Annotated in this window: 23 protein-coding genes and 1 tRNA gene; 16 read left to right on the top strand and 8 right to left on the bottom strand. The window is 71.7% G+C overall.

What is annotated here, in order from left to right; translation table 11 throughout:
- Positions 1–76: 76 nt before the first annotated feature.
- From IDM40_RS13225 to IDM40_RS13195, 7 genes are all read left to right on the top strand, one after another.
- Entirely contained in the window at positions 77–1,030 is a 954-nt protein-coding gene (locus tag IDM40_RS13225; protein WP_193122292.1) for an ABC transporter substrate-binding protein, read from the top strand.
- A complete protein-coding gene (locus IDM40_RS13220) occupies positions 1,027–1,884 on the top strand; it encodes an ABC transporter permease (protein WP_193122291.1) in 858 nt (285 codons plus the stop codon). The genes IDM40_RS13225 and IDM40_RS13220 overlap by 4 nt, the downstream gene beginning before the upstream one ends.
- Positions 1,881–2,687 (top strand): ABC transporter permease, encoded by an 807-nt coding sequence (locus IDM40_RS13215; RefSeq protein ID WP_193122290.1) that lies wholly within the window; start codon positions 1,881–1,883, stop codon positions 2,685–2,687. The genes IDM40_RS13220 and IDM40_RS13215 overlap by 4 nt, the downstream gene beginning before the upstream one ends.
- Complete coding sequence (locus IDM40_RS13210) at positions 2,684–3,505, top strand: ABC transporter ATP-binding protein (protein WP_193122289.1); 822 nt, start codon at positions 2,684–2,686, stop codon at positions 3,503–3,505. Before IDM40_RS13215 ends, IDM40_RS13210 begins: the two co-directional genes overlap by 4 nt.
- A gap of 2 nt (positions 3,506–3,507) precedes the next feature.
- On the top strand, positions 3,508–5,202 hold the full coding sequence (locus tag IDM40_RS13205; RefSeq protein ID WP_193122288.1) for a thiamine pyrophosphate-dependent enzyme: 1,695 nt from the start codon (positions 3,508–3,510) through the stop codon (positions 5,200–5,202).
- Positions 5,203–5,372: 170 nt separating this feature from the next.
- Positions 5,373–6,833, top strand: a complete 1,461-nt coding sequence (locus tag IDM40_RS13200) for a benzaldehyde dehydrogenase (RefSeq protein ID WP_193122287.1) — start codon at positions 5,373–5,375, stop codon at positions 6,831–6,833.
- Between the two features lie 119 nt (positions 6,834–6,952).
- Positions 6,953–7,026: transfer RNA gene (locus IDM40_RS13195), tRNA-Val, on the top strand.
- A 21-nt stretch (positions 7,027–7,047) separates the two neighbouring features.
- Here IDM40_RS13195 and IDM40_RS13190 read toward each other — a convergent pair.
- A complete protein-coding gene (locus IDM40_RS13190) occupies positions 7,048–8,016 on the bottom strand; it encodes an AraC family transcriptional regulator (protein ID WP_193122286.1) in 969 nt (322 codons plus the stop codon).
- A 101-nt stretch (positions 8,017–8,117) separates the two neighbouring features.
- Between IDM40_RS13190 and IDM40_RS13185 the strand changes: the two genes are divergently transcribed.
- Together IDM40_RS13185 and IDM40_RS13180 are read left to right on the top strand one after the other, a co-directional pair.
- Entirely contained in the window at positions 8,118–8,915 is a 798-nt protein-coding gene (locus tag IDM40_RS13185; RefSeq protein WP_193122285.1) for an NAD(P)H-dependent oxidoreductase, read from the top strand.
- Positions 8,916–8,960: 45 nt separating this feature from the next.
- The gene (locus tag IDM40_RS13180; protein ID WP_193122284.1) at positions 8,961–9,545 is read left to right on the top strand and encodes a DUF5655 domain-containing protein; all 585 of its coding nucleotides are present in this window, start codon (positions 8,961–8,963) and stop codon (positions 9,543–9,545) included.
- Positions 9,546–9,560: 15 nt separating this feature from the next.
- Here the strand turns inward: IDM40_RS13180 and IDM40_RS13175 are convergent, their stop codons facing one another.
- The 3 genes from IDM40_RS13175 to IDM40_RS13165 form a co-directional block, all read right to left on the bottom strand.
- Entirely contained in the window at positions 9,561–9,992 is a 432-nt protein-coding gene (locus IDM40_RS13175; RefSeq protein WP_193122283.1) for a hypothetical protein, read from the bottom strand.
- A 109-nt stretch (positions 9,993–10,101) separates the two neighbouring features.
- Positions 10,102–10,605, bottom strand: a complete 504-nt coding sequence (locus IDM40_RS13170) for a flavodoxin family protein (protein WP_193122282.1) — start codon at positions 10,603–10,605, stop codon at positions 10,102–10,104.
- A gap of 119 nt (positions 10,606–10,724) precedes the next feature.
- Positions 10,725–11,525 (bottom strand): cyclase family protein, encoded by an 801-nt coding sequence (locus IDM40_RS13165; RefSeq protein WP_193122281.1) that lies wholly within the window; start codon positions 11,523–11,525, stop codon positions 10,725–10,727.
- A gap of 138 nt (positions 11,526–11,663) precedes the next feature.
- Here IDM40_RS13165 and IDM40_RS13160 point away from each other — a divergent pair, with 138 nt between their 5' ends.
- Together IDM40_RS13160 and IDM40_RS13155 are read left to right on the top strand one after the other, a co-directional pair.
- Positions 11,664–12,881 carry a PP2C family protein-serine/threonine phosphatase gene (locus IDM40_RS13160; RefSeq protein ID WP_193122280.1) on the top strand — a complete coding sequence of 406 codons (1,218 nt, stop codon included), beginning with the start codon at positions 11,664–11,666 and terminating at the stop codon, positions 12,879–12,881.
- A gap of 76 nt (positions 12,882–12,957) precedes the next feature.
- A complete protein-coding gene (locus IDM40_RS13155; RefSeq protein ID WP_193122279.1) occupies positions 12,958–14,115 on the top strand; it encodes an FAD-dependent oxidoreductase in 1,158 nt (385 codons plus the stop codon).
- A 55-nt stretch (positions 14,116–14,170) separates the two neighbouring features.
- Here the strand turns inward: IDM40_RS13155 and IDM40_RS13150 are convergent, their stop codons facing one another.
- Complete coding sequence (locus tag IDM40_RS13150; RefSeq protein WP_216630734.1) at positions 14,171–15,196, bottom strand: LacI family DNA-binding transcriptional regulator; 1,026 nt, start codon at positions 15,194–15,196, stop codon at positions 14,171–14,173.
- A 172-nt stretch (positions 15,197–15,368) separates the two neighbouring features.
- Between IDM40_RS13150 and IDM40_RS13145 the strand changes: the two genes are divergently transcribed.
- The 5 genes from IDM40_RS13145 (at position 15,369) to IDM40_RS13125 (ending at position 21,032) form a co-directional block, all read left to right on the top strand.
- Positions 15,369–16,709 carry an ABC transporter substrate-binding protein gene (locus IDM40_RS13145; RefSeq protein WP_193122278.1) on the top strand — a complete coding sequence of 447 codons (1,341 nt, stop codon included), beginning with the start codon at positions 15,369–15,371 and terminating at the stop codon, positions 16,707–16,709.
- A gap of 1 nt (position 16,710) precedes the next feature.
- Positions 16,711–17,676 carry a carbohydrate ABC transporter permease gene (locus IDM40_RS28155; protein ID WP_193122277.1) on the top strand — a complete coding sequence of 322 codons (966 nt, stop codon included), beginning with the start codon at positions 16,711–16,713 and terminating at the stop codon, positions 17,674–17,676.
- On the top strand, positions 17,673–18,533 hold the full coding sequence (locus IDM40_RS13135) for a carbohydrate ABC transporter permease (protein WP_193122276.1): 861 nt from the start codon (positions 17,673–17,675) through the stop codon (positions 18,531–18,533). The genes IDM40_RS28155 and IDM40_RS13135 overlap by 4 nt, the downstream gene beginning before the upstream one ends.
- 72 nt (positions 18,534–18,605) lie before the next feature.
- The gene (locus IDM40_RS13130; protein WP_193122275.1) at positions 18,606–20,240 is read left to right on the top strand and encodes a glycoside hydrolase family 13 protein; all 1,635 of its coding nucleotides are present in this window, start codon (positions 18,606–18,608) and stop codon (positions 20,238–20,240) included.
- A gap of 177 nt (positions 20,241–20,417) precedes the next feature.
- Complete coding sequence (locus tag IDM40_RS13125) at positions 20,418–21,032, top strand: TetR/AcrR family transcriptional regulator (RefSeq protein ID WP_193122274.1); 615 nt, start codon at positions 20,418–20,420, stop codon at positions 21,030–21,032.
- Here IDM40_RS13125 and IDM40_RS13120 read toward each other — a convergent pair.
- The 3 genes from IDM40_RS13120 to IDM40_RS13110 form a co-directional block, all read right to left on the bottom strand.
- Positions 21,029–21,709: a GntR family transcriptional regulator gene (locus IDM40_RS13120; protein WP_193122273.1), complete on the bottom strand. Its 681-nt coding sequence runs from the start codon at positions 21,707–21,709 to the stop codon at positions 21,029–21,031. The two genes, IDM40_RS13125 and IDM40_RS13120, sit on opposite strands and share 4 nt — an antisense overlap.
- Positions 21,710–21,822: 113 nt before the next feature.
- Positions 21,823–23,073: an MFS transporter gene (locus IDM40_RS13115; RefSeq protein WP_193122272.1), complete on the bottom strand. Its 1,251-nt coding sequence runs from the start codon at positions 23,071–23,073 to the stop codon at positions 21,823–21,825.
- 16 nt (positions 23,074–23,089) lie between these two features.
- Entirely contained in the window at positions 23,090–24,460 is a 1,371-nt protein-coding gene (locus tag IDM40_RS13110; RefSeq protein WP_216630733.1) for a CitMHS family transporter, read from the bottom strand.
- Between the last annotated feature and the right edge of the window lie 198 nt (positions 24,461–24,658).

Here is a 24,658-nt window from a genome sequence, read left to right as displayed (position 1 = left end):
GTTGACGCCGTGTGTGGCGTGGATTACGTTCGCGGCAGGAACACGCGTTCGACAGGCGCACACAAGAGGAGACTCGATGCGTCGCAGATCCCTCGCCGCGGCCGCCGCCGCGACGACGCTCCTGGCCGGCGGGTGCGGTGACGGCGAGACCGACGACGGTCTCACCGAGATCACCGTCGGCGCCATCCCCATCATCGACGTGGCCCCCCTCCACCTCGGCATCGACCAAGGCTTCTTCGAGGAGCACGGCCTCGACGTGACCGTGCAGAACACCAGCGGCGGCGCCCAGGCGGTGCCCGGTGTGGTCTCGGGCGACTTCGACCTCGCCTTCGGCAACGTCACCTCCCTCATCATCGCCCTCGACCAGGGCCTGCCGATGCGCTCGGTCGCCAACGGGGTCGCCACCACCGGGCAGCAGGGCGAGGACTTCGGCGCCGTCGTCGTGCCCGAGGGCAGCGACATCACCGACGTGTCGGAGCTCGGGGACGCCACCATCGCCGTCAACAACCTCGAGAACATCGGCGACACCTCCGTGCGCAACTCCATCCGCGAGGCGGGCGGCGACCCGTCCGGGGTGGAGTTCCTCGAGCTCGACTTCCCGGACATGCCCGCCGCCCTCGACCAGGGCGAGATCGACGCGGCCTGGGTCGTCGAACCCTTCCTCGGCGCGGCCCTGGACGGCGGAGCCACCGAGGTGGCCTCCAACTTCGCCGACGTGCACGACGAGCTCACCATCGCCGTCTACTTCACCTCCGAGCAGACCCTGCAGGAGGACCCCGAGACCGTGCAGGCCTTCGGCGACGCCATGGCCGCGTCCCTGGCCTACGCGGACGACCACCCCGACGAGGTCCGCCGCATCATCGGCGACTACACCGAGATCGACGCCGACCTCATCGACACCATGCGCCTGCCCGCGTTCCCACCCGAACCCCACACCGAGTCGGTCCAGGTCGTCGCCGACCTCATGGAGGAGGACGGGCTCGTGGAGGACACCCCCGACCTCGGTGAGCTCTTCTCGGAACAGCCGTGACCACGTCCCCGACCAGGGCCGGGGCCGGACACGCGCCGGCCACCGCGCCCTCGGGGCCGCAACCTCCCGGCCGGGGCAGCGCCTCGGTGCGCACGGTCTCCCTCGGCCTGTGCGGGATCGTGCTGTTCCTGCTCGCCTGGGAGCTCCTGCCCCGCACCCCCGCCGCCGACCCCCAGTACCTGCCACCGGCCTCGACCGTGCTGGCCACCCTCGCCGAGCGCGCCGCCACGGCCCAGTTCTGGGGCGCGGTCGGCGACACCGTCCTGGCGTGGGGGTCGGGCCTGGCGATCGCCGCGGTCGCAGCGACCGTGCTGGGCCTGGTCGTGGGGTCGGTCCCGCTGCTGCGCGCCTACACCGCCTCGACCGTGGAGTTCCTGCGCCCCATCCCCTCGGTCGCGCTGATCCCGCTGGCGATCCTGCTGTACGGCACCGACATCCGTTCCACCCTGCTGCTGGTCGTCTACGCCGCGTTCTGGCAGATCTACGTGCAGGTGCTGCACGGGGTCGCCGACGTCGACCCCGTCGCCGAGGAGACCGCGCGCAGTTACCGGCTCGGCCGCCTGGCACGCATCCGGTACCTGGTCTGGCCCACCGCGCTGCCGTACCTGCTCACCGGGTTGCGGCTGGGTGCGGCCGTGGCCCTGATCCTGACCATCACCGCCCAGCTCGTCATCGGCAGTCCCGGCCTCGGACAGGAGATCGCGGTGGCCCAGTCCAGCGGCGCCCCCGACGTCGTCTACGCCCTCATCGTGGCCACCGGGGTGCTCGGTGTGCTCGTCAACACCGGGGTGCGCGCGGTGGAGCGCCGGGCCCTGCACTGGCACCCGTCGGTGCGCGGGGAGGTGTCCGCGTGAGCCCCGCCCCCGGTCCGGCGAGCGCCCCGGCCCGTGCGCTGTCGTTCCTGGCCCGCCTCCTGCTCCTGCCCGCGCTGCTCGTGGGGCTGTGGTGGTGGGCGGCGTCGGGGGAGGGGAGCTTCTACCTGCCCACCCCCGGCACCGTCGCGACCACCTTCGTCGACGTGTGGGTCTCGGAGCGTTTCCTCACCGACGCGCTGCCCAGCATCGGCCTGCTGCTGACCGGGTTCTTCCTGGCCGCGGTGCTCGGTGTGGGCGCGGGGCTGGCTCTGGGGCTGTCGCGCACGCTCCGGGCCCTGACCGAACCGGTGCTGGAGTTCCTGCGTGCGGTGCCGCCCCCGGTCCTGGTGCCGCTGCTCATGCTCCTGGTCGGCCTGGACAGCACCATGCGCGCGGCCGTCATCGTCTCCGGGTGCGTGTGGCCGGTCCTGCTCAACACCATCGAGGGTGTGCGCGCCGTCGACCCGGTGCTCTCCGACACCTGCAGGGTCTACCGGATCCGCGGACGGCGCCGCCTGACCACGCTGGTGCTGCGTTCGGCGAGCCCCCAGATCATGACCGGGTTGCGGCAGGCGCTGTCCATCGCGGTGATCCTCATGGTCATCAGCGAGATGTTCGCCAGTTCCAGCGGGCTCGGGTTCGCCATCGTGCAGTTCCAGCGCGGGTTCGCGATCCCCGAGATGTGGACCGGGATCGTGCTGCTGGGCCTGCTCGGCGTGGCCCTGTCGCTGGTCTTCGGCCAGGTCGAGAAACGGGTCCTGAGCTGGCACCGGGGCCTGCGCGCCACCGCACGAGGGGGATGAACCGTGACACCCGCCCGCACTCCCAGGAAGGCCCGGACGTGCTCGACGTGAACGGACTGCGCAAGACCTACGGCTCGGCGGGAGGCAGCGTCGAAGCCGTGCACGACCTCACCTTCCGCCTCGACGCGGGGGAACTGGCCTGCCTGGTGGGCCCGTCGGGGTGCGGCAAGACCACGCTGCTCAAGTGTGTGGCCGGGCTGCTGGCCCCCACCGGGGGCACCGTGGCCGTCGACGGGCGCCCGGTGCACGAACCCCCGCCCGACATGGCGGTGGTCTTCCAGGAGTACGGGCGCAGCCTCTTCCCCTGGCTGACCGTGCGCGGCAACGTCGAGCTGCCCCTGAAGGAGAAACGCCTGCCCCGGGCGCGCCGTACCGCCCTGGTGGAGGAGGCGCTGGAGGCCGTGGGGCTGGCCGGGTCGGCGCGCTCCCACCCGTGGGAGCTGTCCGGCGGCATGCAGCAGCGTGTGGCCATCGCACGCGCCATCGCCTACGAACCGCGGGTGCTGCTCATGGACGAGCCCTTCGCCGCGGTGGACGCCCAGACCCGCGCCGACCTGGAGGACCTCGTGCGCGGGCTGTGGCAGCGTTTCGAGATGACGGTCCTGTTCGTCACCCACGACATCGACGAGGCGGTCTACCTCGGACAGCGTGTGCTCGTGCTGTCGTCTGCGCCCACGGTCGTCCAGGACGACGTCGAGATCGACCTGCCCGAGCAGCGCGACCAGCTCACCACCCGTTCCGCGCAGCGCTTCACCGAGCTGCGCGCCCGGGTGCACGGGCAGATCCAGCAGGCCAAGCAGGCGAGCGCGCGGGAGTGAGCATGAACGCAGAGCCCGATCCGGGGCAGGGGACCGCAGGAGCGACGACCGTGCGCGAGGCGACCCTGGAGGTGTTGCACGAGTACGGCCTGACCACGCTGTTCGCCAACCCGGGCTCCACCGAGGTCGCCTTCCTCACCGACCTGCCCGAGAGCCTCACGTTCGTGCTGGCCCTGCACGAGGGCTCGGTGGTGGGCATGGCCACCGGGTGGGCACTGGCCCGCGAACGCCCCGCCCTGGTGCAGCTGCACACCACCGCGGGGCTCGGCAACGCCGTCGGGGCCCTGGCCACCGCGCGTGTGAACCGGGCGCCGCTGGTGGTGCTCGTGGGCCAGCAGGACCGCAGGCACCTGGCCCTGGAACCCTTCCTCACCGGTGACCTGCACGGCCTGGGCGGCGACTATCCGGTGCACGTGGCCGAACCGGCCGTGCCCCAGGACGTGCCCGGGGCCGTGGCCCGCGCCCACCACGAGGCCGTGCGGGGCCAGGGGCCGGCCCTGGTGGTGGTGCCCCAGGGCGACTGGTCCGCCCCCGCGTACCCGAAGGACACCGGCACGCCGCCGCCCGAACGTGCGGCCGCGGCCCGGGTGGTCTCCGCCTCCGGGGTGGAGGACGGCGACGTGCACGACCTGGCCGTGCTGGTCGCCGGCGCCCGCCGCCCGGCGCTGGTGACCGGTGCGGGGACCGACAGTGCGCAGGGGTGGGCGGCCCTGGTGGCGTTGGCCGAGCACCTGCAGGCCCCGGTGTTCCAGGAGAGCTTCGGGGCCCGGGCCGGGTTCCCGCAGGACCATCCCCTCTACGCCGGGGTGCTGCCGGCCGACCGCGAACGGCTGCGTGCGGTGCTGTCCGTGCACGACGTGGTGCTGGCGGCGGGTGCGCCGGTGTTCCGCCAGTACCAGTACAGCCCCGGGCCGCTCGTGGAACCCGGGACCCGCCTGGCGCTGATCACCGACCGGCCGGCCGAGGCCCACCGCAGCCCGGTCGAGCTCGCCGTCCTGGCGCCGGTGGCCCCTGCGCTGCGGGCCCTGGTGCGGCACCTGCCCGCGCGGTCCGGTCAGGAGGGGCCGGGAGAGAGCACGGAGCGGTCGGCCGGGTCTCCGGAGACCGTGCAGGCCCCGTCGACGCCGGAGCCCGGTCCCAGGGGTCCTCTGCGTCCGGCGGAGGTCATGGCGGCGCTGGCCGAGCGCATCGACGCCGACACCGTGATCGTGGAGGAGACCCCGTCCAGCCGCCCGGATCTCCACCGGATCCTGCCCGCTCGCCGTCCGCTCGGGTACGTGTCCGCGGCCATGGGCGGCCTCGGGTTCGCCCTGCCCGCGGCCGCCGGGATCCGCATGGGTGCGCCCGACCGGCCCGTCGTGGCCGTGGTCGGCGACGGGTCTGCGCTGTACCAGGTCCAGGCCCTGTGGAGCGCCGCCCGCTACGGCACCGGGGTGCTCTTCCTCGTCCTGGCCAACGGGCGCTACGCGATCATGGACCGCCTCGCCGAGGCCCGCGGCGGCAAACCCCCGTGGCCCGCCTTCGACCAGGTCTCGCTGTCGGCCCTGGCCGGCGGGCTGGGCTGTCCCTCCCGGCAGGTGGGCTCGCACGAGGACCTGGCCGCCGCGCTCGACGAGATCGTTCCCACCCTGCGCGGGCGCACCGAACCGGTCCTGCTCGACGTCGCCGTGGCCCCCGACCCGGAGTTCCGGCCCTGAGCCGGCGGTGCGCAGGTCGGTTCCGCCCCTGGCGCGGGGCGCGGGCGGTGGCGTAGGTTGACGATCCGAGCACGTGTCCGTGATACGCACGAACGGGCGCTCTGCGACCATCACCCTCCGCCCGGCCGAGGGCGCCGTGCCCCGCCGTCCCCGATCCCCGAGGAGTACCGATGCCCCTGCTCGACCCGAACGAATGGACCGACCGGGTCTTCACCGGAACCTGGACCCCCGCACGCGGCGGCACCGCCCCCGTCACCTCGCCCACGACGGGGCAGGCGATCGGCAGCATCGGTTCGGCCGGCGCCGACGACGTCACCGACTCCGTGCGCGCGGCCGTCAGCGCCCAGCGCGCGTGGGCCGCCGCCCCCTACACCGAGCGTGCCGCCGTGCTGCGCCGCGCCGGGGACCTGTTCGAGCGGTACGCCGACGAGATCGTCGAGTGGTCGATGCGTGAGACCGGCTCGGCCCGGGGCAAGGCCGGGTTCGAGGTGCACCTCGCCGCCACCGAGGCCCACGAGAGCGCGGCGCTGGCGTCCCAGCCCAACGGCGAGGTGCTGCGCAGCGAACAGCCCCGGCTGAGCCTGTCGCGGCGGGTGCCCGCCGGGGTGGTCGGGGTCATCGCGCCCTTCAACTTCCCGCTGATCCTGGGCCTGCGCTCGGTCGCCCCCGCCCTGGCGCTGGGCAACGCCGTGGTGCTCAAGCCCGACCCCCGCACCGCCGTGACCGGGGGAACAGTCATTGCCCAGATCCTGCGCGAGGCCGGGCTGCCCGAAGGGCTCCTACACGTACTGCCCGGGGGCGCCGAGGCCGGGGCGCGCCTGGTGGAGGAGCCCGCGGTGCGCGTGGTCTCCTTCACCGGCTCCACCGAGGCCGGGCGCAAGGTCGGGGAGGCCGCAGGGCGCCACCTCAAGCGCGCCCACCTGGAACTGGGCGGCAACTCCCCGCTCGTGGTGCTGGAGGACGCCGACGTCGAACGCGCCGCCTCCGCCGGGGCGTGGGGATCCTTCCTGCACCAGGGCCAGATCTGCATGACCACCGGGCGCCACCTGGTGCACTCCTCCATCGCCGACGCCTACGTCGAGCTGCTGGCGGCCAAGGCCGAGGCGCTCGCGGTCGGCGACCCGCAGCAGGAGGGCACCGCGCTGGGCCCGCTCATCGACGAGGGCCAGCGCGACCGGGTCCACGGCCTGGTGAGCCGCAGTGTGGAGGCCGGTGCCCGGGTGCGGGCCGGCGGCACCTACGACGGGCTGATGTACCGGCCCACCGTCCTGGACCGGGTCACCCCCGACACCCCCGCGCACGCCGAGGAGGTCTTCGGGCCGGTCGCACCCGTCATCGCCTTCGACACCCTGGACGAGGCCGTGGAGATCGCGACCGCCTCCGACCACGGGCTCTCCCTGGGCGTGCTCACCGGCAACCCGATGCGCGGCATGGAGCTGGCCGAACGCATCCCCACCGGCCTGGTGCACGTCAACGACCAGACCGTCGACGACGAAGCGGTGGCGCCCTTCGGGGGTGTGGGCGCCTCCGGGACCGGGTCGCGCTTCGGCGGCACCGCGGCCAACCTGGAGGCCTTCACCGAGACCCAGTGGGTGACGATGCAGGCCGACATCCGCACCTACCCGTTCTGATCCGGAACCGGGGCCGCACGGGTAGGTGCCCGGCGGTCCCGGGGCCACAACCGGCGCCTGCGCACAAAACGGTTCGGCAGCACGCCGCGAGACCGGTATGATCACCAGTCGACCCACCGGGGCGCGTAGCTCAGTCGGCTAGAGCGGTTGCCTTACAAGCAATAGGTCAGGGGTTCGAGTCCCTTCGCGCCCACTCACACACGAGGAGTCCCGGTCATGCCCCCGCCCCGGCGCGGGGCATGTCCGTTTCTGCCGCCGTGCGCCGGTACCGGGTGGGGCGGACCCCGTACTCGCGGTGGAAGGCCGTGCTCAGGGCGTAGGCGCTGGAGTAACCGACCTCGCGGGCGATGGTCTCGACCGTGGAGTCGTCGCGTTCGAGCAGATCGGCCGCCATGCACAGGCGCCATCCGGTCAGGTACGACATCGGTGGCTCACCCAGCAGGTCGGTGAAGCGCCGCGCCAGTGTGGCGCGCGAGACGTGCGCCTCACGCGCCAGGAGCTCGATGGTCCACGGCCGGTGCGGGGCGTCGTGGATGGCCGCGAGCGCGGTGCCCACCACCGGGTCCGAGCTCGCCCGGTACCAGCCGGGGGCCTTCACCTCGGGCAGCGCGAACCAGTCCCGCAGTGCGCCGACCAGCACCAGGTCCAACAGGCGGTCCAGGACGGCCTGTTGCCCGGGCTCCTCGCGCAGGACCTCGGCCTCCAGGAGCTCCAGGGCCGCGGTGCGCTGGGCGTCCCGCGGCACCACGAACACACGCGGCAGGGCGCTCAACAGCCGGTCGGCCACGCGTCCCGTGACGGTGTAGGACCCGTTCAGGAGAGCGTCCTCGGCGTCCAACTCCGTTCCGCAGGTGCGGGTTCCCAGCGAGATGCCGTCGGCGGTACGGCCTTCGGCGTCGAGGCACACCCCGTTCTCGATCTGGACGTACAGGGGCGCGGGGCTCGCGTCCGGGTCACTGGTCACGTGGAAGGTTTCCGGTCCCACGACGACGGCGATGTCCCGGGGCCCGAGCCGGTGGGACGCGCCGCCGTCCACGATCCACGCCTCCCCGCGGAGCATCGTGACCAGGGACAGGGAGGCCCGTTCCGCGAACGTCGCGGACCACGGCGGGGTCGCCAGGGTCCGGCCCAGCAGCGCCCCGCACGAACGGATGTGGTTGAGCACGTCGGTCAGAGTGTCCACCGTGCCAGCCTAGGGGTTGTTCGGCGGCGGCTGGACGCTCGATGATCCCCGTGAGACCTTCGGCGATTCTCCGTCTCACGGGGCTGCGGTCCCATGGAGGCATGAACAGTTTCCACGAACCGACCCCGGGCCGAGCCCACTGGGTCTACACGCACCCCCGGCGCGATTCGCTCAACCGGCACCTGCTCCGTGCCGGGAGCGCCGCCCTGTCCGAGCAGTACGACGTGACCGTCTCCGACCTCTACGCCGACGGGTTCGACCCTGCGCTGGGCGAACGCGACCTGGGCAGCCTGTCCGCGGTCCCCGGCAACCTCGCCGAACTGACGGGCGACGCCTACGCCCGGGGCGAGGTGGAGCCCGACGTGCGGCGGGAGCAGGAGCGGCTGGCCGCAGCCGAGCTGCTGGTGCTGCAGTTCCCGCTCTGGTGGTACGGGCCGCCGGCGATGCTGAAGGGCTGGGTCGACCGAGTCCTGCAGACCGGCTTCGCCCAGGGCGAGTTCGACGAGGACACGGGCCTGCCCCGCCGGTACGGGGACGGACGCCTGATGGGCCGCAAGGCGCTCGTGATCGTCACCGCCGGAGACGACCGGCGCACCTTGGGGCCGCGCGGCGTCAGCGGGGACCTGGAGTCGCTGCTGTTCCCGCTGACTCACGGCGCCCTCTGGTACGTGGGGATCGAGACGCTCGACCTCCACGTGGTCCACGACGCGGACGGCATCGACGACGCGGGGCGCGAGCAGCAGGCCGGGCTCCTGGTCGAGCGGGTCAAGGGCCTGGCCGACGAACGTGGCCGCCCCTTCCGCCGGCTGCAGGACGGCGACTACGGACGTGAGACGCGGGCCCTGCGGGAGGACATCCACCCCGGGCGCACGGACCTGGCCATCCACTACAGCGGCTGACCGGTCGAGGGTGTCGATCGGGCGGGCCGGGCGTACGCTGGACACATGAGCACGCTCGGCCCGCAGGCCAAGTCCTGGCAGGAGATGCGCGAGTGGCAGATCGGTCTGCTGCGCCGCAGTACCGGCCGCTCACTGGAGGACTGGAACGCCCAGGTGCGCGACGAGGGCCCCGGCGACGAGGCCGGGCTCCGTGCCTGGCTCGCCGAGCGCGGGGTGACCGGGTACTCCCAGATGCTGCTCGTGCACGAACGTTTCGGTTACCCGGACTTCTTCACCAAGTCCTCCGACGAACTGGTCGACGCCCAGTACGCCGACCGCCGGCACCTGCGTCCCGTCTTCGACGCGGTGATCGCTGTGCTCCCCGAGGTCGGCGAGACCGAGATCCAGGTCCGCAAGACCTACGTCTCGCTGGTCACACCCAGACGCACGTTCGCGGTCGTTGCTCCCAGCACCCGCACCCGCGTCGACCTGGGGCTGCGCTGGGACGACGCCCCCGAATCGCCCCGCATCAGCAGAGCCGGAAGCCGACTGGGTGGCCAGGTGACGGTGAAGATCGGGCTCGAGGGGCCTGGAGACCTCGACGACGAGGTGCTCGGGTGGATGCGGACCGCCCACGCGGCCAACAGCTGACCGCGCCGCGCGGGGTCAGGTCAGAACGCCCACGCCCGCGACGGTGCCGACGGCGAGCGCGACGGTCCACAGCGCGTTGCTGGCCACCGTCCACAGCGCCACCGACCTGCGCGGAGCGCCCAGCAGGACCGAGAACAGCACCGCGAAGTACATGCCCGACAGGAACGGCCCCTGCAACGCCAGCCCGGGCACCCCGAAGCGTTCGAAGGCCTTGCGTCCGCGCTGCCCGGCCGACCCGGACCCGATCGGCCGTCCGCGGCGGCGTTCCCACCACGCGAGCAGCCGGGCCGAGCCGGCGATGGCTGCGAAGGACACTGCGGTGTTGCCCAGAAAGGCCACGATGACCGGGTTCAGCCCCAGCGCGATGGCCGGCGGGACCACGAACAGCTCGAACCACGGGACGGCGGCGCCCAGCAGGACGAGAAGGTGCGCGATGAGGTCGTTCAAGGGAACTCCGTGTGGGGGATCGGCGGTTCGTCGGGCGGGGGAGCGGGCCCCGGCGCGCACAGGATCCTACCCGGGGCCCCGTCCGGCCCCGCGGCGGTGACCGGCCCCTTCAGACCCGCTCGTGCACCAGCTGCGCCGCCCACTGCGCGGTGCGTTCCTCCTCGCCCTCGCGCAGCGGGCCCTCGCGCCCACCCACGTGGAAGCTCGGCCCGCGTTCGGCCCGGTCGAAGCCGCGCTTGCGCAGCGCCTTGGCGGCGGCCTTGGCCGCCGACCCGCTCAGCTTCTGCTCGAAGGCGGTGTCGAAGGTGACCGTCCTCAGTCCGGTACGCGGCTCGACCCGGGCGATCCATTCGCGGATGCCCTCGGCCCCGACCTCGGTGGCGCCCTTGTCGGTGGCCTGGCTGCGGGTGCCCGGTTTGGACATCGTGAAGTCGTGGGTGGGGCCGCCGACCAGCAGCAGCCCGGTGTTCTCGGGGAGCCGCGCGGGGGCGTCGGCGGCGGTGACGACCTCGACCCGGACCCCGGGTCCGGCGCCGGTCAGCGCCTCGGCGGCGTGTTGCGCCACGGCCCGGGTGTTGCCGAACGCGGTCTCCACCACGATGAGCACGTCCATGGACTTACCTCCCTGGGGAAGCGGGCGGGGATCGCCCGCTCTCTCAGGGGCCCTAGAAATTATGGTAGTCACTGTCAATAATTCTGGCAGCGGCTACCGGAAAACGGCACCTCGGTCGCTCACACCAGGGCCAGCACCCGGCTCGGCGCACCCGAGGCGTCCTCGCCCGGCATCACCCCGACCACCAGCGTCGCTCCGCGCGCGGGCAGACGCTCCAGGCCGGTCAGGCACTCCAGGCCCCACCGGTCGCCCCGCCCGATCACCTCGTGGGCGGGGAACTCCGTGGACACCCCCGGGTCGGTGCTCAGCGTGTCCACCCCGAACCCGGCCGCACCGCGCCGCTCCAGCAGGAAGGCACAGGCCTCGGCGCTCAGCCCCGGGAAGTGCCACGACCCGTCCTCGGCCACCCCCCGCACCGCGGGATCGCCGCGCTCCCACCGGGCGTCCCACCCCGACAGCATGAGCACGGCGGCGCCCTCCGGGACCGGTCCGTGCACCCGCTCGTGGTCGAGCACGTCCTCGACCGTGAGCACCGTGTCGGGGTCCCGCGAGGCCCGCTCCCGCACGTCCACGACCACCGCCGGGACCACGAGCTCCTCCGGCGCGATGTCGGGTACCAGCCGCCCGCCCCCGACCACGTGGCCCGGCGCGTCCAGGTGGGTCCCGGTGTGCTCCAGGAAGCTCCACCGGTTGAGGTGGAACCCGCTCTCGCCCTCGGGCAGCGGCGGGTCGACCGTCTCGCGTACCGGCTTCTCCTCGTCGAACGTGGCCATCGACGGCGACAGCACGTGGCTCAGGTCCACCACCCGCCCCGGCCGCGACGGCCACGCGGACGCACCCGGGGCCGGGCCCCCGGTCCGGTCGGGGGCCGCATCGCCAGTACGCGCGCGCACCGTCTCACCGGTTCCGTTCAGGCACATGGTCGCTCCTCGCTCTCGGTCGTCCGAAGGGGCACTCCTGCCCCGCGCAGTGCACCACATCCGGACGGGCACGGACACGCCTCAGCGGCTCGGCCACCCGCACGCCGCACAGTGTGAGACTTCACCGGGGGTGATCAGATGGGGGAGAGTCCTGCTCTGAGCGACAGCGAGCGGGTCTTCGAGGACCTCGTGCGGGCCGCACACGACCACGGCCCGATCGAGGCACTGGAGCTGGCCGACCGGTACGCCCGCGCGCTCGGCCTGACCCGGGTCAACGTGCACCTCGTCGACCTGCAACAGAGGGTCCTCGTCCCCCTGGTCACCGGGCCCGAACTGGACGTGGACAGCACCCTGGCCGGCGAGGCCTACCGTTTCGAGTCCATGCGCCTGGCCGAGGGCGAGAGCGGGCTGAACCTGTGGCTGCCGCTGATGAACGGGTCCGACCGCATGGGCGTGCTGCACGTGGTCGCCGGCGCCCTCGACCGTCCCACCCTCCACCGGTGCCGGACCCTGGCGGCCCTGCTCTCCCTGATCATCAACTCGCAGCGCGCCCACAGCGACACCTATCTGCGCCGGATCCGCAAACGCAACGTCGACCTGCGCACCGAAATGCTGCGCGCCTTCCTGCCCCCGCGCTCGGTCGGCACAGAACGCGGGGTCTCCACCGCGGTCCTGGAACCGGCCTACGGGGTGGGCGGCGACGCCTACGACCACTCCATCACCCGCGACGTCCTGCACGCCACGATCCTCGACGCCATGGGCCACGACCTCGCCTCCGGGCTGACCGCCGCCGTGGCCATGGCCGGTGCGCGCAACGCCCGGCGCAGTGGAGCGGGCCTGGCCCAGCTCACAGGCAACGTCGGCGCCGCCCTGTCCGAATGGCTGCCCGACCAGTTCTGCACCGGGGTCTTCTCCACGCTCGACCTGGCCGGGGGCGTGTTCTCCTGGATCAACTGCGGCCACCCCGCGCCCCTGCTCATCCGGCGCCAGGAACTCGTCGGCGGGGCCCTGGACCGCCCGGCCGAACCCCCGCTCGGTCTCGGCCTGGAGGAGGGGCGCAGCCACACGCTGCACCAGATCCAGCTCGAACCCGGCGACCAGATCCTCATGTACACCGACGGGGTCGTGGAGGCCCGTGATTCACACGGTGAGATGTTCGGTCTCGAGCGATTCGTGGAGTTCATCATCCGAGCCACCGCAGGGGACGAACGCACCCCCGAGACCCTGCGCCGCCTGATCCAGGACATCCGCGACTACCAGCAAGGACACTTCACCGACGACGCCACGATCATGCTCATCCAGTGGTGCCCCACCACCCGGTTCCACGGCGACGAGTCCGTCTTCGGCGGTGTCTGAGGGGCCTGCCCCGGCCGGACCCTTATGGGGACCGCACACGGGACGCACTAGCCTCGGAACGAAGAAAGGGGATGGTATGCGGGTTGTGGTCATCGGTGCCGGGGTCGGCGGTCTTGCGCTCGCCGCGGGTCTGGTCGAACGCGGTGTCCAGGTCGAGGTGCACGAACGGGACGAGCGGTTGAGCGGGGCGGGAGGTGTCGGGCTGTACCCGAACGGCGTCGCGGCCCTCAACGAGCTCGGCGTGGAGGTTGACGACCTGGGCCGGCCCATCGACGTCCTGGAGACCCGGGACACCAAGGGCCGCGTCACCCTCGGCATCGACGTCGCGCTCATCGCCGAACACCTGGGCTTCACCGCACGCACCGTGCCCCGGCGTGCCCTGCTCGACCGGCTCTCCCAGGACCTGCCCGACGGCGTGCTCCACTTCGGACGCGAGTGCACGGGCGTGCGCCTGCACGCCGACGGCACCGCCAGCGCCGTCTTCTCCGACGGGACCCGCAGCACCGGCGACGTCGTCGTGGGCGCCGACGGGCCCGACTCGGTGGTGCGCACCCACCTGCTGGGCCAGGAACCGCCGTCCATGGGCCGGTGGGCGAGCTGGCAGGGCCTGACCACCCTCGACTCCCCGCGTGCGGCCGGGCGCGTGTCCTCCCTGACCCAGGGGCGCCAGGGCACCTGCGGCATCATGCCGGCCGGGCACGGGCTCGTGCAGTGGTGGTTCGACGTGCGCTGGCGCCGCGACCTGCCGGTGACCGACGACCCCGCGCCCGTGCTGCGCGAGCTGTTCTCCGCCTGGACCGACCCGGACGTGCGCAGTGTCCTGGACCAGGCCGAGAGCTCGGACATGACCTTCGCCCCGCACCTGAACACCCGGGTGCAGGGCGCCTGGGGGCAGGACAACACGACGCTGCTGGGCGACGCGGCCCACACCTTCCCGCCGGCCACCGCGCAGGGCGCCAACCAGGCGTTGGAGGACGCCTGGGCGCTGGTGACCGCGCTCAGCGACAGCGGGGCCCGGGCCGACGCCGCCTGGGCGCTGCGCCGTTACGAGGAGGTGCGCCGCCGCCCGGCCGCGGTCGCCTCCTTCACGTCCTCGCTCAACGGCATGCAGCGCATCCGGCTGCCACGCGTGCCCATCCGCGGGCTGCGCGAACTGCCCGAGAACACCGCCACCCGCTGGTTCGGCGGGTACCTGTCGGCGGTGAGCAACGTGCTGACCGGGCAGCGCCCCTGAGCGTTCGGCGTCCCTGAGGGGCGCCCGGCGGCGATGGATCCGGAGCGGCGAGGGATCAGTGCCCGGCGCTGGTGCCGCGCACCACCAACCGGGTGGGCAGCACCCGCTCGGGCTCGGCCACCCGGCCGTGTTCCAGGGCCTCCACGACCAGGTCCCCGCCGGTGCGCCCCTGTTCGTGCACCGGCTGGGCCACGGTCGACAGGTCCAGGAGCTCGGCCAGCTGGTGGTCGTCGAAGCCGATCACCGACATCGTGCGTCCGACCTCGACGTTGGAACGCCGCAACGTGCGCAGCGCCCCGATCGCGACCTCGTCGGACTCGGCGAAGACCGCGGTGGGCGGGGTCGCGGCCGACAGCAGTTCCGCCATCGCCTGCGCCCCTCCCTCCAGGCCCCAGGGCGCCGAGACCACGTACGCCTCGGGCACGTCCAGGCCCCGTTCGGCCATGGCGCCGCAGAACCCGGCGTAGCGGTCGTGGGAGACCGCGCCGTGTGTGCCCAGCAGGGTGGTCGAACGCAGGATCGCGATGCGCTCGTGCCCGAGGTTGGTCAGGTGCCGGGTCGCGCCCGCGGCGCCGGCGCGGTCGTCCACGTCGGCGAAGGGTCGGCCGGAGGGGCGGGTGCTGATCCCGACGACGGGCAGGCCGGCCTCGGCGAGCAGCTCCTCCTCGTCCGGGGTGAGGGTGGTGCCCACGACCACGAGCGCGTCCACCCGGTGCCGGAACGCCCGCCGGGTGAAGAACCCCGTGCGCTCCTCACGCCCCTGGAGCCGGTAGAGCACCAGGTCCAGGCCGTGTTCGTGCAGGCGTTCCTGGAGCCCGGCCACCGCCGTGGAGTGGAACCAGCCGTCGATACGGGGCACCAGCACACCCACCGCGCCGGTGCGCCCGCCGGCCAGCCGTGAGGCCGAGGCAGAGACGCTGTAACTGAGTTCGTCGGCCACGCGCAGGATCTGTTCGCGCTGGGCGCTGGAGACGCCGGGACGGCCGCGCAGGGCCCGGGAGACCGTGGAGACCGCCACGCCGGCGGCCTCGGCGACGTCGGCCATGGTGGCCGGGCCGCCGGGGGGCGAGTGCTCGTTCACGCCCTCACGGTAGCAGTTACGCAAGCGCTTGCCTAGATTTCCCCCATATGGTCACATCATGTCTCGCGTGTTACCGTCCTCTTCACAGAGTTTCACCCTGGTCAGAGCAGTGTCCCCCGCCGAGCTCTCCTGGGTTCCAAGACGCAAACGTTTGCGAAACGAGGTGAGCGGCGTGAGATCCCCACGCGCCGACCGACCCCCGCGCACAGGCCTGCCCAAGGCGGCCCTCGCGCTCGTGGTCACCACCGTCCTGGCCGGCTGCGCCACCGACCACGACGACCCCGTCGCCGGCCAGAGCACCGACGTGCCCGACGAACCCGTCACCATCACCTGGCAGGCCGCGCCGTTCGGCAACCGCGGCGACGACGCCCGCGTGTGGCTCGTGGAGGAGTTCGAACGCCTCCACCCCACGATCGAGGTCGAGGTCGTCAGCGCCCCCACCAACGTCGACACCAACCGGGCCGGCCTGTCCACGCAGATCATGGGCGGCTCCTCCACCCCCGACATCTACAACGGCGACGTCGCCTGGTCGGCGCAGATGGCCGACGCAGGCCTCGCGCTGCCCGTCGACGAGTACCTGCCCGACGACTACTTCGACGGGTTCGACCCCGCCGTGGTCGAGGCCGCCTCCTACGAGGGCCGCACCTACGGCATCCCCCTCACCCTCGACCAGGCCTTCCTCTACTACCGCACCGACCTGCTCGAGGAGCACGGCCTCGAGCCGCCCACCACCTGGGAAGTGGTCGCCGAGCAGTCCCGCCTGCTCATCGACGAGGGCGAGGTCGACCACGGGATCGCCTACCAGGGCGCCGCCTACGAGGGCCTGACCGCCGTGACCAACGAGTTCGTTGCCGCGGCCGGCGGCGGGATCCTCGACGACGCCCTCGAGTCACCCGCGATCGACGACGCACCCGCCCACGAGGCCGTCGAGTTCATGCACGGCCTGGGCGAGGAGGGCCTGGCCCCCGCCGGGGTGTCCACCTTCGAGGAGCCCGAGTCCCTGCAGTCCTTCACCAACGGCCAGAGCGCGTTCCTGCGCAACTGGGCCTACGCCCACGCCACCGCCGAGGACCCCGGGATGTCCGAGATCGCCGGGGACGTCGGCGTCACCGCGATGCCCGCCTTCGAAGGACAGGACACCCGCGCCTCCAGCGTCGGCGGGTGGAACGTGTACATGAACCCCCACACCGAGAACCTCGGCGCTTCGCTGGCCTTCCTCACCTGGATCACCAGCCCCGAGATCCAGGCGGAGATGGCCGAACGCTCCTCGACGGTGCCCACCCTGGACTCCGTCCGCGAGTCCGAGGAGATCCGCGCCCTGTCCCCGGTCATCGCCGCCGCCCCCGACAACGACCTCGTCTCCCGCCCCACCTCCACACCGCACTACACGCAGGTCTCCCAGGCCGTGTTCAGCAACGTCAACGCCGTGCTGTCCGGGACCGAGGAGACCGGGGACGCGCTCGGCGAGGCCCGCGGCGCCGTGCAGTCGGCGCTCGACGGAAGGAGCCTGTGAGGTGACCGCCCACACCCAGGACCCGGCCCGGGACACCGCACCCGAGCGCGCCCGCACGCCCCGGCCCGCACCCCGCGCCGGCCGGGCCCACCGCGCCGCGACCCGCACCGCGTGGGCCTACCTGACACCCACCCTGGTCGTCGTCGGGGCCGTCACCGTCTTCCCGGTGCTGTTCTCCCTGGCGATGAGCTTCTCGCACGTCGACCTGTCCTACTCGGGCTTCGAGCTCGAGGGGCCCACCCTCGACAACTACGTCGCCCTGCTCACCAGCGCACGCTGGTACAGCGCCCTGGCGTTCACGCTCTTCTACACCGTCGTGACCGTCGCCGTGGAGCTGGCGCTGGGCACCCTCATCGCCCTCGTGCTCGAACGCCTCACCGCCGGGCGCGGCTGGCTCATGGCCCTGCTCCTGGTGCCGTGGGCGATGATCACCGTGGTCTCCGCCCAGCTGTGGGCGTTCATGCTCAACTCCTCCTACGGCGTCATCTCCTGGTTCTTCGACCTGGTCGGCCTGGAGGTCGTGATCCTGGGCGAACCAGCACCCGCCATCGCCGCGGTGATGATCGCCGACATCTGGAAGACCACCCCGTTCGTGGCCATCATCGTCCTGGCCGGGCTGGTCACCATCCCGCGCGAGCAGTACGAGGCCGCGAGCATCGACGGCGCCAACGCCTGGCACAGCTTCTGGCGGATCACCCTGCCGCAGCTGACCTCCACGCTGGCCATCGCGGTCCTGTTCCGCACCCTGCAGTCCTTCGGCGTCTTCGACCTGCCCTTCGTCATGACCGGCGGCGGGCCCGGCACCGCCACCGAACCCCTGGCACTGCTCGGCTGGCGGGTGATGTTCCAGAGCCTGAACCTCGGCGCGGGCGCCGCCATCGCCGTGACCACCGGAGGGATCGTCCTGATCATGTGTCTGTTGGCGCTCAAGGTCTTCCGCGCCCAGGTCGGGGAGGTGCGCCGATGAGCACCACGGCCGTGAAACCGCCCCGCCGCCGGGGCCGGCGCCGTGTGTTCAACACGGTCAACGTCAGCGCCGTCGTCATCGCCCTGGTCACCGCGGCGCCCATCTACTGGCTGCTCGTCAACTCGATCACGCCCACGGGCGAGATGGGCACCCTGCCGCCCACCTTCTGGCCCTCCGAGCCCACCCTCACCCACTACGAGGAGGCCTTCGGGCAGCACGCGTTCGGGCGTTACGTCTTCAACAGCCTGCTCGTGGCCTGCCTGGCCACCACCTTCGTTCTCGGCCTGTCGCTGTTCGCCGGGTACGCGCTCGCGCGCATGCCCGTGCGCGGCAAGGGCCCGATCATGGTGTTCCTGCTGATGATCTCGGTGTTCCCGACCATCGCCGTGGTGACGCCGCTGTACATGATCGAGCGCTCCCTCGGGCTGCTCAACACCCATGTCGGGCTGATCCTGCCGTACGTGGCGTTCAACCTGCCGTTCGCGGTGTGGATCATGCGCAACTACCTCAAGGACCTGCCCTACGAACTGGAGGAGTCCGCGCAGATCGACGGGGCCTCGACCACCCGCACGGTCTGGTCGGTCATCCTGCCCACGGTCCGCCCCGGGCTCTTCGCGGTCGGGGTCTTCACGTTCACCGCCTGCCTCACCGAGTTCCTCATGGCGATGACCTTCAACAGCGAGGACGACATGCGCACCGTGCCCGTCGGTATCGCGCTGTTCGGGTCGGAGTTCGAGGTCCCCTTCGGCACCATCTTCGCCGCCTCGGTCGCCACCGTGCTGCCGATCGCGGTCCTGGCCCTGGTCTTCCGCCGGGCCGTCGTCGCGGGCATGACGGCCGGCGCAGTCAAGGGCTGAAGCCGTCGAGGGCCGAGGCCCGCCCGCCGTTGTCCACACAGGACCGTTGTCCCCACAGGAAAGGATCCCTCCGTGCCCGACCGCGACTGGTGGCGCGACGCCGTGGTCTACCAGATCTACGTGCGCAGTTTCCACGACTCCGACGGTGACGGGGTCGGTGACCTGCCCGGGATCACCGCACGCCTGGACCACCTCGAGGGCCTCGGGGTCGACGCCCTGTGGCTGACCCCCTTCTTCCCCTCCCCGCTGGCCGACGGGGGATACGACGTGCGCGACTACCGCGGTGTCGACCCCGTGTACGGGGACATGGACGACTTCCGCACCCTGGTGGAGGCCGCCCACGCACGCGGGATCCGCATCATCATCGACATCGTGCCCAACCACTGCTCCGACCAGCACCCCTGGTTCCAGGAGGCCCTGGCGGCCCCGCCCGGGTCGCCCGAGCGCGACCGGTTCGTCTTCCGGGACGGAATCGGCCCCGACGGGTCGCAGCCCCCCTCGGACTGGCAGTCCAAGTTCGGCGGGCCCGCCTGGGAACAGGTGCCCGACGGCCAGTGGTACATGCACATCTTCGCCCGCGAGCAGCCCGACCTGAACTGGCACAACGACGAGGTGCGCGCCGACTTCCTGCGTACCCTGAGGTTCTGGTGCGACGCGGGTGTGGACGGCTTCCGCGTCGACGTCGCCCACGGGATGTTCAAGGACCTCGAGGAACCGCTGCGCCCCACGTACGGCAACGACGCCGCCCCACTCATGTCGCCCCCGGCCGGCGACGACCACCCGTTCTGGGACCGCGACGAGGTGCACGAGATCCACCGGGAGTGGCGCAAGCTCCTGGACTCCTACGACCCGCCCCGGATGGCCGTGGCCGAGGCCGGGGTCAGCCTGGACCGCCTGCCCCTGTACGTGCGCGACGACGAACTCCACCAGGCGTTCAACTTCTTCTACCTGCGCTGCCCGTGGGACGCCCGCGAGCTGCGCACCACCATCGACCGGTCCCTGGCCGGGCTCGAAGGGCTGCGGGCCGCGCCCAGCTGGGTGCTGTCCAACCACGACCAGATCCGCCACCGCACCCGCTACGGGTTGCCCCGCGACGTGGACCAGAACGCGTGGCTGCACTCCGGTGGCACGCAGCCGCCCGTGGACGACGAACTGGGGCTGCGCCGCGCCCGCGCCGCGGTGCTGCTGACCATGGCGCTGCCGGGGTCGGCCTACGTCTACCAGGGTGAGGAACTGGGGCTGCCCGAGGTCGCCGACCTGCCCGGGGCCGCCCTGGACGACCCCATGTACCACCGCAGCGACGGCGAGCTCAAGGGCCGCGACGGCTGCCGGGTGCCCCTGCCCTGGGAGGCCGACCGGCCCGGGTACGGGTTCGGTTCGGCCGAACCCTGGCTGCCCCAGCCCGCCCTGTGGGGTGAGCTGGCCGCCTCCGAGCAGAACGGCGAGGGTTCGGTGCTCACGCTCTACCGCAGCGCCATCGCCCTGCGCCGCGCACACTGGGTGGGCGCCGGGGACCTGGAGTGGCACGGCGATCCGGAGCACCCCGACCTGCTGCGGTTCACCCGTGGCAGCCTGATGTGCGCGGTCAACCTCGGAACGCAGCCCCTGCCGCTGCCCGAGGGTGAACCCCTGCTGCACAGCGACCCCGCACACACGGGGGAACTCGGACCCGACCGGGCCGTGTGGGTGGACACCGCCCCGCGTTGAGCCCGCCGGTACCGCCGGGCCTTCCCACGAAGGGAGGGCCCGGCGGCCGCGGTCGGCAACCCGGTGTGTTCCGACGCTCCCGTGCAGCGGGTACCTCGGGTACCAGCCGGTCGGTATGCTGGCACGGTTGGCACACGAGGACCCGCGACGGGGCGGGGACACGAGGTGAGGCAAGAGATGGCACAGGCGCGCGAGGACGACGGCAACGGCACCGCGACGGGACCGGTGCCCGAACGGCTCTTGAGGGCCGCGACCCGGCTGTTCGCCGAGCGCGGTTACGAGGGCACCTCCGTGCAGGCGATCGTGGCGGCCGCCGGCGTGACCAAGGGCGCCATGTACCACTACTTCGGTTCCAAGGACGACCTGCTCTACGAGGTCTACGCGCGTGTGCTGCGCATGCAGACCGACCACCTGGTGGAGATCTCCGGCCGGCCCGAACCCGTCACCGAACGGGTGCACGCCGCGGCGGTCGACGTGATCGTCACCAGCGTCGACAACCTGGACGACACCGTCATCTTCTTCCGGTCGATGCACCAGCTCGGCGAGGAGAAGCAGCGCACGGTGCGGGCCGAGCGGCGCAAGTACCACGAGCACTTCCGCTCCATGATCGAGCAGGGCCAGGCCGAGGGGACCTTCCGCAGCGACGTCTCCGCCGACCTCGTCGTGGACTTCTACTTCGGTTCGGTGCACCACCTCAGCACCTGGTACCGCGAGGACGGGCCCCTGACCGGCGCGGACGTGGGACGGCACTTCGCCGACCTGCTCATCTCCTCGCTGACGCACACCGGCTAGCTCTTGTCCCTCTCCGTGGCCGGGTCCAACACGCCGATGGCCCGCCGTCCCAGGCTCCCCCTCACGTGGGCGAGCATTTCCTGCTCTGCGGTCTCCGCGTCTCCGCCGATGACGGCCTCCGCGATCGCCGTGTGTTCGCGGTGGACACGCGCGCGGTCGTCCTCGTCGTCGCGCAGGGAGGCGATCCCCAGCTGGCGGTACCGGTCCGCCTTGTCCCAGAGCCCTTCGAGGGTTTCGATGAGCAGCGGGTTCCGGGAAGCCCGGTAGACGGCACGGTGGAAGTCGCGGTGAGCAGCCAACGCATCGAGGTCGTGTTCGTCCTCCAAGGGCTGCATCCGGTCGAGCGTGGCGCGGATGTGCTCGGAATCCGCTTTGGAACGGCGTTCGGCAGCGAGTGAAGCTGCCATCGGATCGAGCTTCTCCCGCAGCTCGAACAGGTGCACCGCTTCCTCTGCCGAGAGCGCCGCCACCCGGGCGTTGCGATGCACGTCGATGACGACCAGTCCCTCTGCGTCAAGCCTGCGCAAGGCCTCACGCATCGGAGTCATGCTCACGCCGAACTCCTCCGTGAGCTGTCCGAGAGGGAGTGTCTGGCCGGACTCGAGGGCGCCCGCCATGATGCGCCGACGGACCTGTTCGTAGGCATAACCGGCTTTGGTCCAGGTGGGCGGTGGCATGGTTTTCTCCCTGGGGCGCCCGTGCTGCTGTACACGGGGTTTATGTCCGCATGGTCGGTACCGAGGTTCAACAACCTGTACTTTATATGCTGTACGACCTTCCTGTGCTCGGTTCAGATCTCCTCGCCCTTCCGGCGGCCCGGTGACAACCGCCGTTCGGCCACCGAGACCATGAGGAGACCGCTTCCTAGCCACACCGCTCCAGCGGGGCCGGCCGGAGCCGCGATCGCTCCTGCCGCGACCGGGACGACGACCTGACCGAGCCGGTTGCCCACCAGACGCAGCGCCAAGGCGGGCGGACGCCATCCCGGTGGGACGGCGAGGGCGACCAGGGACATGGTGAGGGGTTGTCCCAACCCCAGGAAGAACCCTCCGATCACCATCAGCACGCCCGCGGCCCCCGGATGGCCCAGTGTGAACGGGAAGGCGGTGAAGGACGCCGCCGAGCAGACCAGGCTTGCCGTCAGTAACGTCTCCCGCCTGACACGGGCGGTCAGCGTCCCGAGGAGTACACGCGAGAGCAGCGACCCCACCCCTCGCATGGCGAGCAGCAGGCCGACCACGACCGGGGAGAGGCCTGCTTCCTCCCCGAGAAGGGGGACGAACGCGACCAGGATGTCGGTCAGGGCGAGGAGTCCGGAAGAGGCGACCACGTGCGAGCCCACGCCCGGACGCCGGAGAATCTGCCGGGCACTGACGTGTTCGGGCCGGGAACCGGGGCCGGAACCGTGTGGGACACCCTTCGTCGGGAACGCCCCGCCCGTCGCAGTTCCTGTGCCCTTGTGGGACCGCAGCACCGACGCCGCGAGGACGGCCAGGGCCGGCAGGACGACGAGACCGCCGAAGGCGATGGCCGCGTCGCTCCCACCGGGAAAGGGGGCGGAATCGGGGCGGACCATGATCCAACCGGCTGTGGGAGGCCCCAGCATCTGGCCCGCCGAGACACCGGCGGTGAACCAGCCGAAACCGGAGTCGAGCCGGCGCTCGCCCGCGATCCGGCCGACCGCTGACTGGCCGCCGATGGTGAACACCAACTGCCCGAACCCCAACAGGGCCGTTCCGGCGAACATGGCCCACACAGCGGGGGAGAGGGCGATCGCGGCGGCCCCCGCCAGCATGGTGAGGAAACCGCCCGCCATCAGGCCGCTCAGGGCCGGGAGGCGTTGCGCGAGCCGGCCGACGGACATCGCCGAGACCAGCGGCACCACCGCATAGGCGGCCGCGATGAGCCCCACCACGGTGGTGTCCCCGCCGAGTTCGTCGACCTTGTACGTGGTGGCCGGCCTGACGATGTTCACCGAGAGCTGGTTGGTCAGCGCCATGGCGGACAGGAGCGCGATCCACAGCCGAGGACGCGGAGCCATCAATTCTGCCCTCTTCTCACAGTCCGATCACTCCGGGGGCGACTGCGACGAGGATCAGCAGGATGCTCATGAACCACAGCGGCAGGAAAGAATAACGGATGTGCTTGCCGATCTGGCCGCCGACCAGCCCGACCGCGAGCCAGGTACCGGCGGTGAACGGGCTCATGAAAGTACCGGTCACGTTGCCGATCAGCATGGCGTACAGCGTGGAGGTCGTGTCCACTCCGAACTCCCCGGCGGTGGCGTCCACCAGCGGGAGTAGGGAGAAGTAGTAGGCATCGGTGCTGGTCAGCAGATCCAAAGGCACCCCGAAGAACCCGACGACGAGGTGCAGTTGCGGCCCCACGCCCTCCGGGACGACCAGGAGCGCGGAAGTCGCGATGGAGGCGAGCATGCCGCTCTCGTTGAGGACCCCGAGGAAGATGCTCGCTGCGAAGAGGATCGATGTCGTCATCAGCGCGGCGGGCGCGTGGGCCCTGACCCGTTCCATCTGTCCCTGGGCCGTGCGGACGTTCAAGGGGAGAGCGGCGGCGACCCCCAGGATGAAGGCAAGGGCCGGCGGAACGAGGCCGGCCATCATCACGGTCACCACGGTCAACAGTAGGACGGCGTTCATGGTCAGTACGGTGCGGTTCCTGCGCACGTCGCCCCCGAGCTGCTGTGCCTCCTTCTCGCGCTCGGCCGAGAAGTCGTCCGCGATGCGCCGGACGGAAACGCCCTCCTGTGCTGGGAGGTCCCCGGCCGAGACGGCCGCGGCGATCCGGCGTTTCTCCCTGGTGCCCAGGTAGGCGGCGAAGAGCACGATGAGGAGGACCGAGATCGCTTGGACCGCGAGCAACGGTTGGTAGAGCTCGATGACGTCCTCGTCGACGGCGCTCGCCGCGCGTCCCAGCGGGCCTCCCCAAGGGATCATGTTGAACACACTGGCGCTCATGACCACGAGCAGTAGAAGCAGGTAACGGCTCATGTTCAGTGCCTTGTACAGAGGCAGTAGCGCCGGGATCACCAACAGGAACGTGCTGGCGCCGGCCCCGTCGACATGGGCGACGATCGCCATCAGCGAGGTGCCGATCGCCACGAGCACCACCTTGCCCCGGGTGGCCAGGATGAGTCCCCGGATGAGCGGATTGAACAAGCCCGAGTCGATGATGATCCCGAAGAAGACGATGGCGAAGATCAGCATGATCGCCACCTCGATCACCTGACTCAGGCCGGAGGAGAAGAACTCACCGATCTCAGCTGTGCTGAAACCGGCCAACAGGGCTCCCACGGCCGGGGTGAGGGCGAGAGGGACGATGGGGTGCAGCCTGCCCCAGATGAGCAGGGCGACCGTGGATCCGATGACGCACAGCCCGACCGTGGTCAGTAGTGCGGATGTGTCCTCCACGGGGATCTCCTTCTGGTTCGCGTCGGCATCGCCGGCGCCGGGCGCGGTCGGGGGCGGGCCTGGGAAGGTCCGGGGGCCGAGGGGCATGTCGGCGGGACAAAGGGATGACCTGGCCCTGCGCTGGTGGCCACAGGCGAGGACATAGAATATAAAATATGGATTATGTGAGGCAGGCTACACGAGGGCGTGAGCTCGGTG

Source organism: Nocardiopsis coralli, assembly GCF_014892575.1.
Taxonomy (GTDB): domain Bacteria; phylum Actinomycetota; class Actinomycetes; order Streptosporangiales; family Streptosporangiaceae; genus Nocardiopsis; species Nocardiopsis coralli.
The sequence above is the reverse complement of the archived record's forward strand: the minus strand, read 5'-3'. Positions and strand labels throughout refer to the sequence as shown.

Coding starts and splice junctions, on each gene's coding strand:
- IDM40_RS13120 (WP_193122273.1), bottom strand. CDS start 21,709: ATGCCACCGCCCACCTGGACCAAAGCCGGTTATGCCTACGAACAGGTC.
- IDM40_RS13200 (WP_193122287.1), top strand. CDS start 5,373: ATGCCCCTGCTCGACCCGAACGAATGGACCGACCGGGTCTTCACCGGA.
- IDM40_RS13125 (WP_193122274.1), top strand. CDS start 20,418: ATGGCACAGGCGCGCGAGGACGACGGCAACGGCACCGCGACGGGACCG.
- IDM40_RS13135 (WP_193122276.1), top strand. CDS start 17,673: ATGAGCACCACGGCCGTGAAACCGCCCCGCCGCCGGGGCCGGCGCCGT.
- IDM40_RS13115 (WP_193122272.1), bottom strand. CDS start 23,073: ATGGCTCCGCGTCCTCGGCTGTGGATCGCGCTCCTGTCCGCCATGGCG.
- IDM40_RS13155 (WP_193122279.1), top strand. CDS start 12,958: ATGCGGGTTGTGGTCATCGGTGCCGGGGTCGGCGGTCTTGCGCTCGCC.
- IDM40_RS13170 (WP_193122282.1), bottom strand. CDS start 10,605: ATGGACGTGCTCATCGTGGTGGAGACCGCGTTCGGCAACACCCGGGCC.
- IDM40_RS13180 (WP_193122284.1), top strand. CDS start 8,961: ATGAGCACGCTCGGCCCGCAGGCCAAGTCCTGGCAGGAGATGCGCGAG.
- IDM40_RS13205 (WP_193122288.1), top strand. CDS start 3,508: ATGAACGCAGAGCCCGATCCGGGGCAGGGGACCGCAGGAGCGACGACC.
- IDM40_RS13165 (WP_193122281.1), bottom strand. CDS start 11,525: ATGTGCCTGAACGGAACCGGTGAGACGGTGCGCGCGCGTACTGGCGAT.
- IDM40_RS13225 (WP_193122292.1), top strand. CDS start 77: ATGCGTCGCAGATCCCTCGCCGCGGCCGCCGCCGCGACGACGCTCCTG.
- IDM40_RS13210 (WP_193122289.1), top strand. CDS start 2,684: ATGAACCGTGACACCCGCCCGCACTCCCAGGAAGGCCCGGACGTGCTC.
- IDM40_RS13160 (WP_193122280.1), top strand. CDS start 11,664: ATGGGGGAGAGTCCTGCTCTGAGCGACAGCGAGCGGGTCTTCGAGGAC.
- IDM40_RS13185 (WP_193122285.1), top strand. CDS start 8,118: ATGAACAGTTTCCACGAACCGACCCCGGGCCGAGCCCACTGGGTCTAC.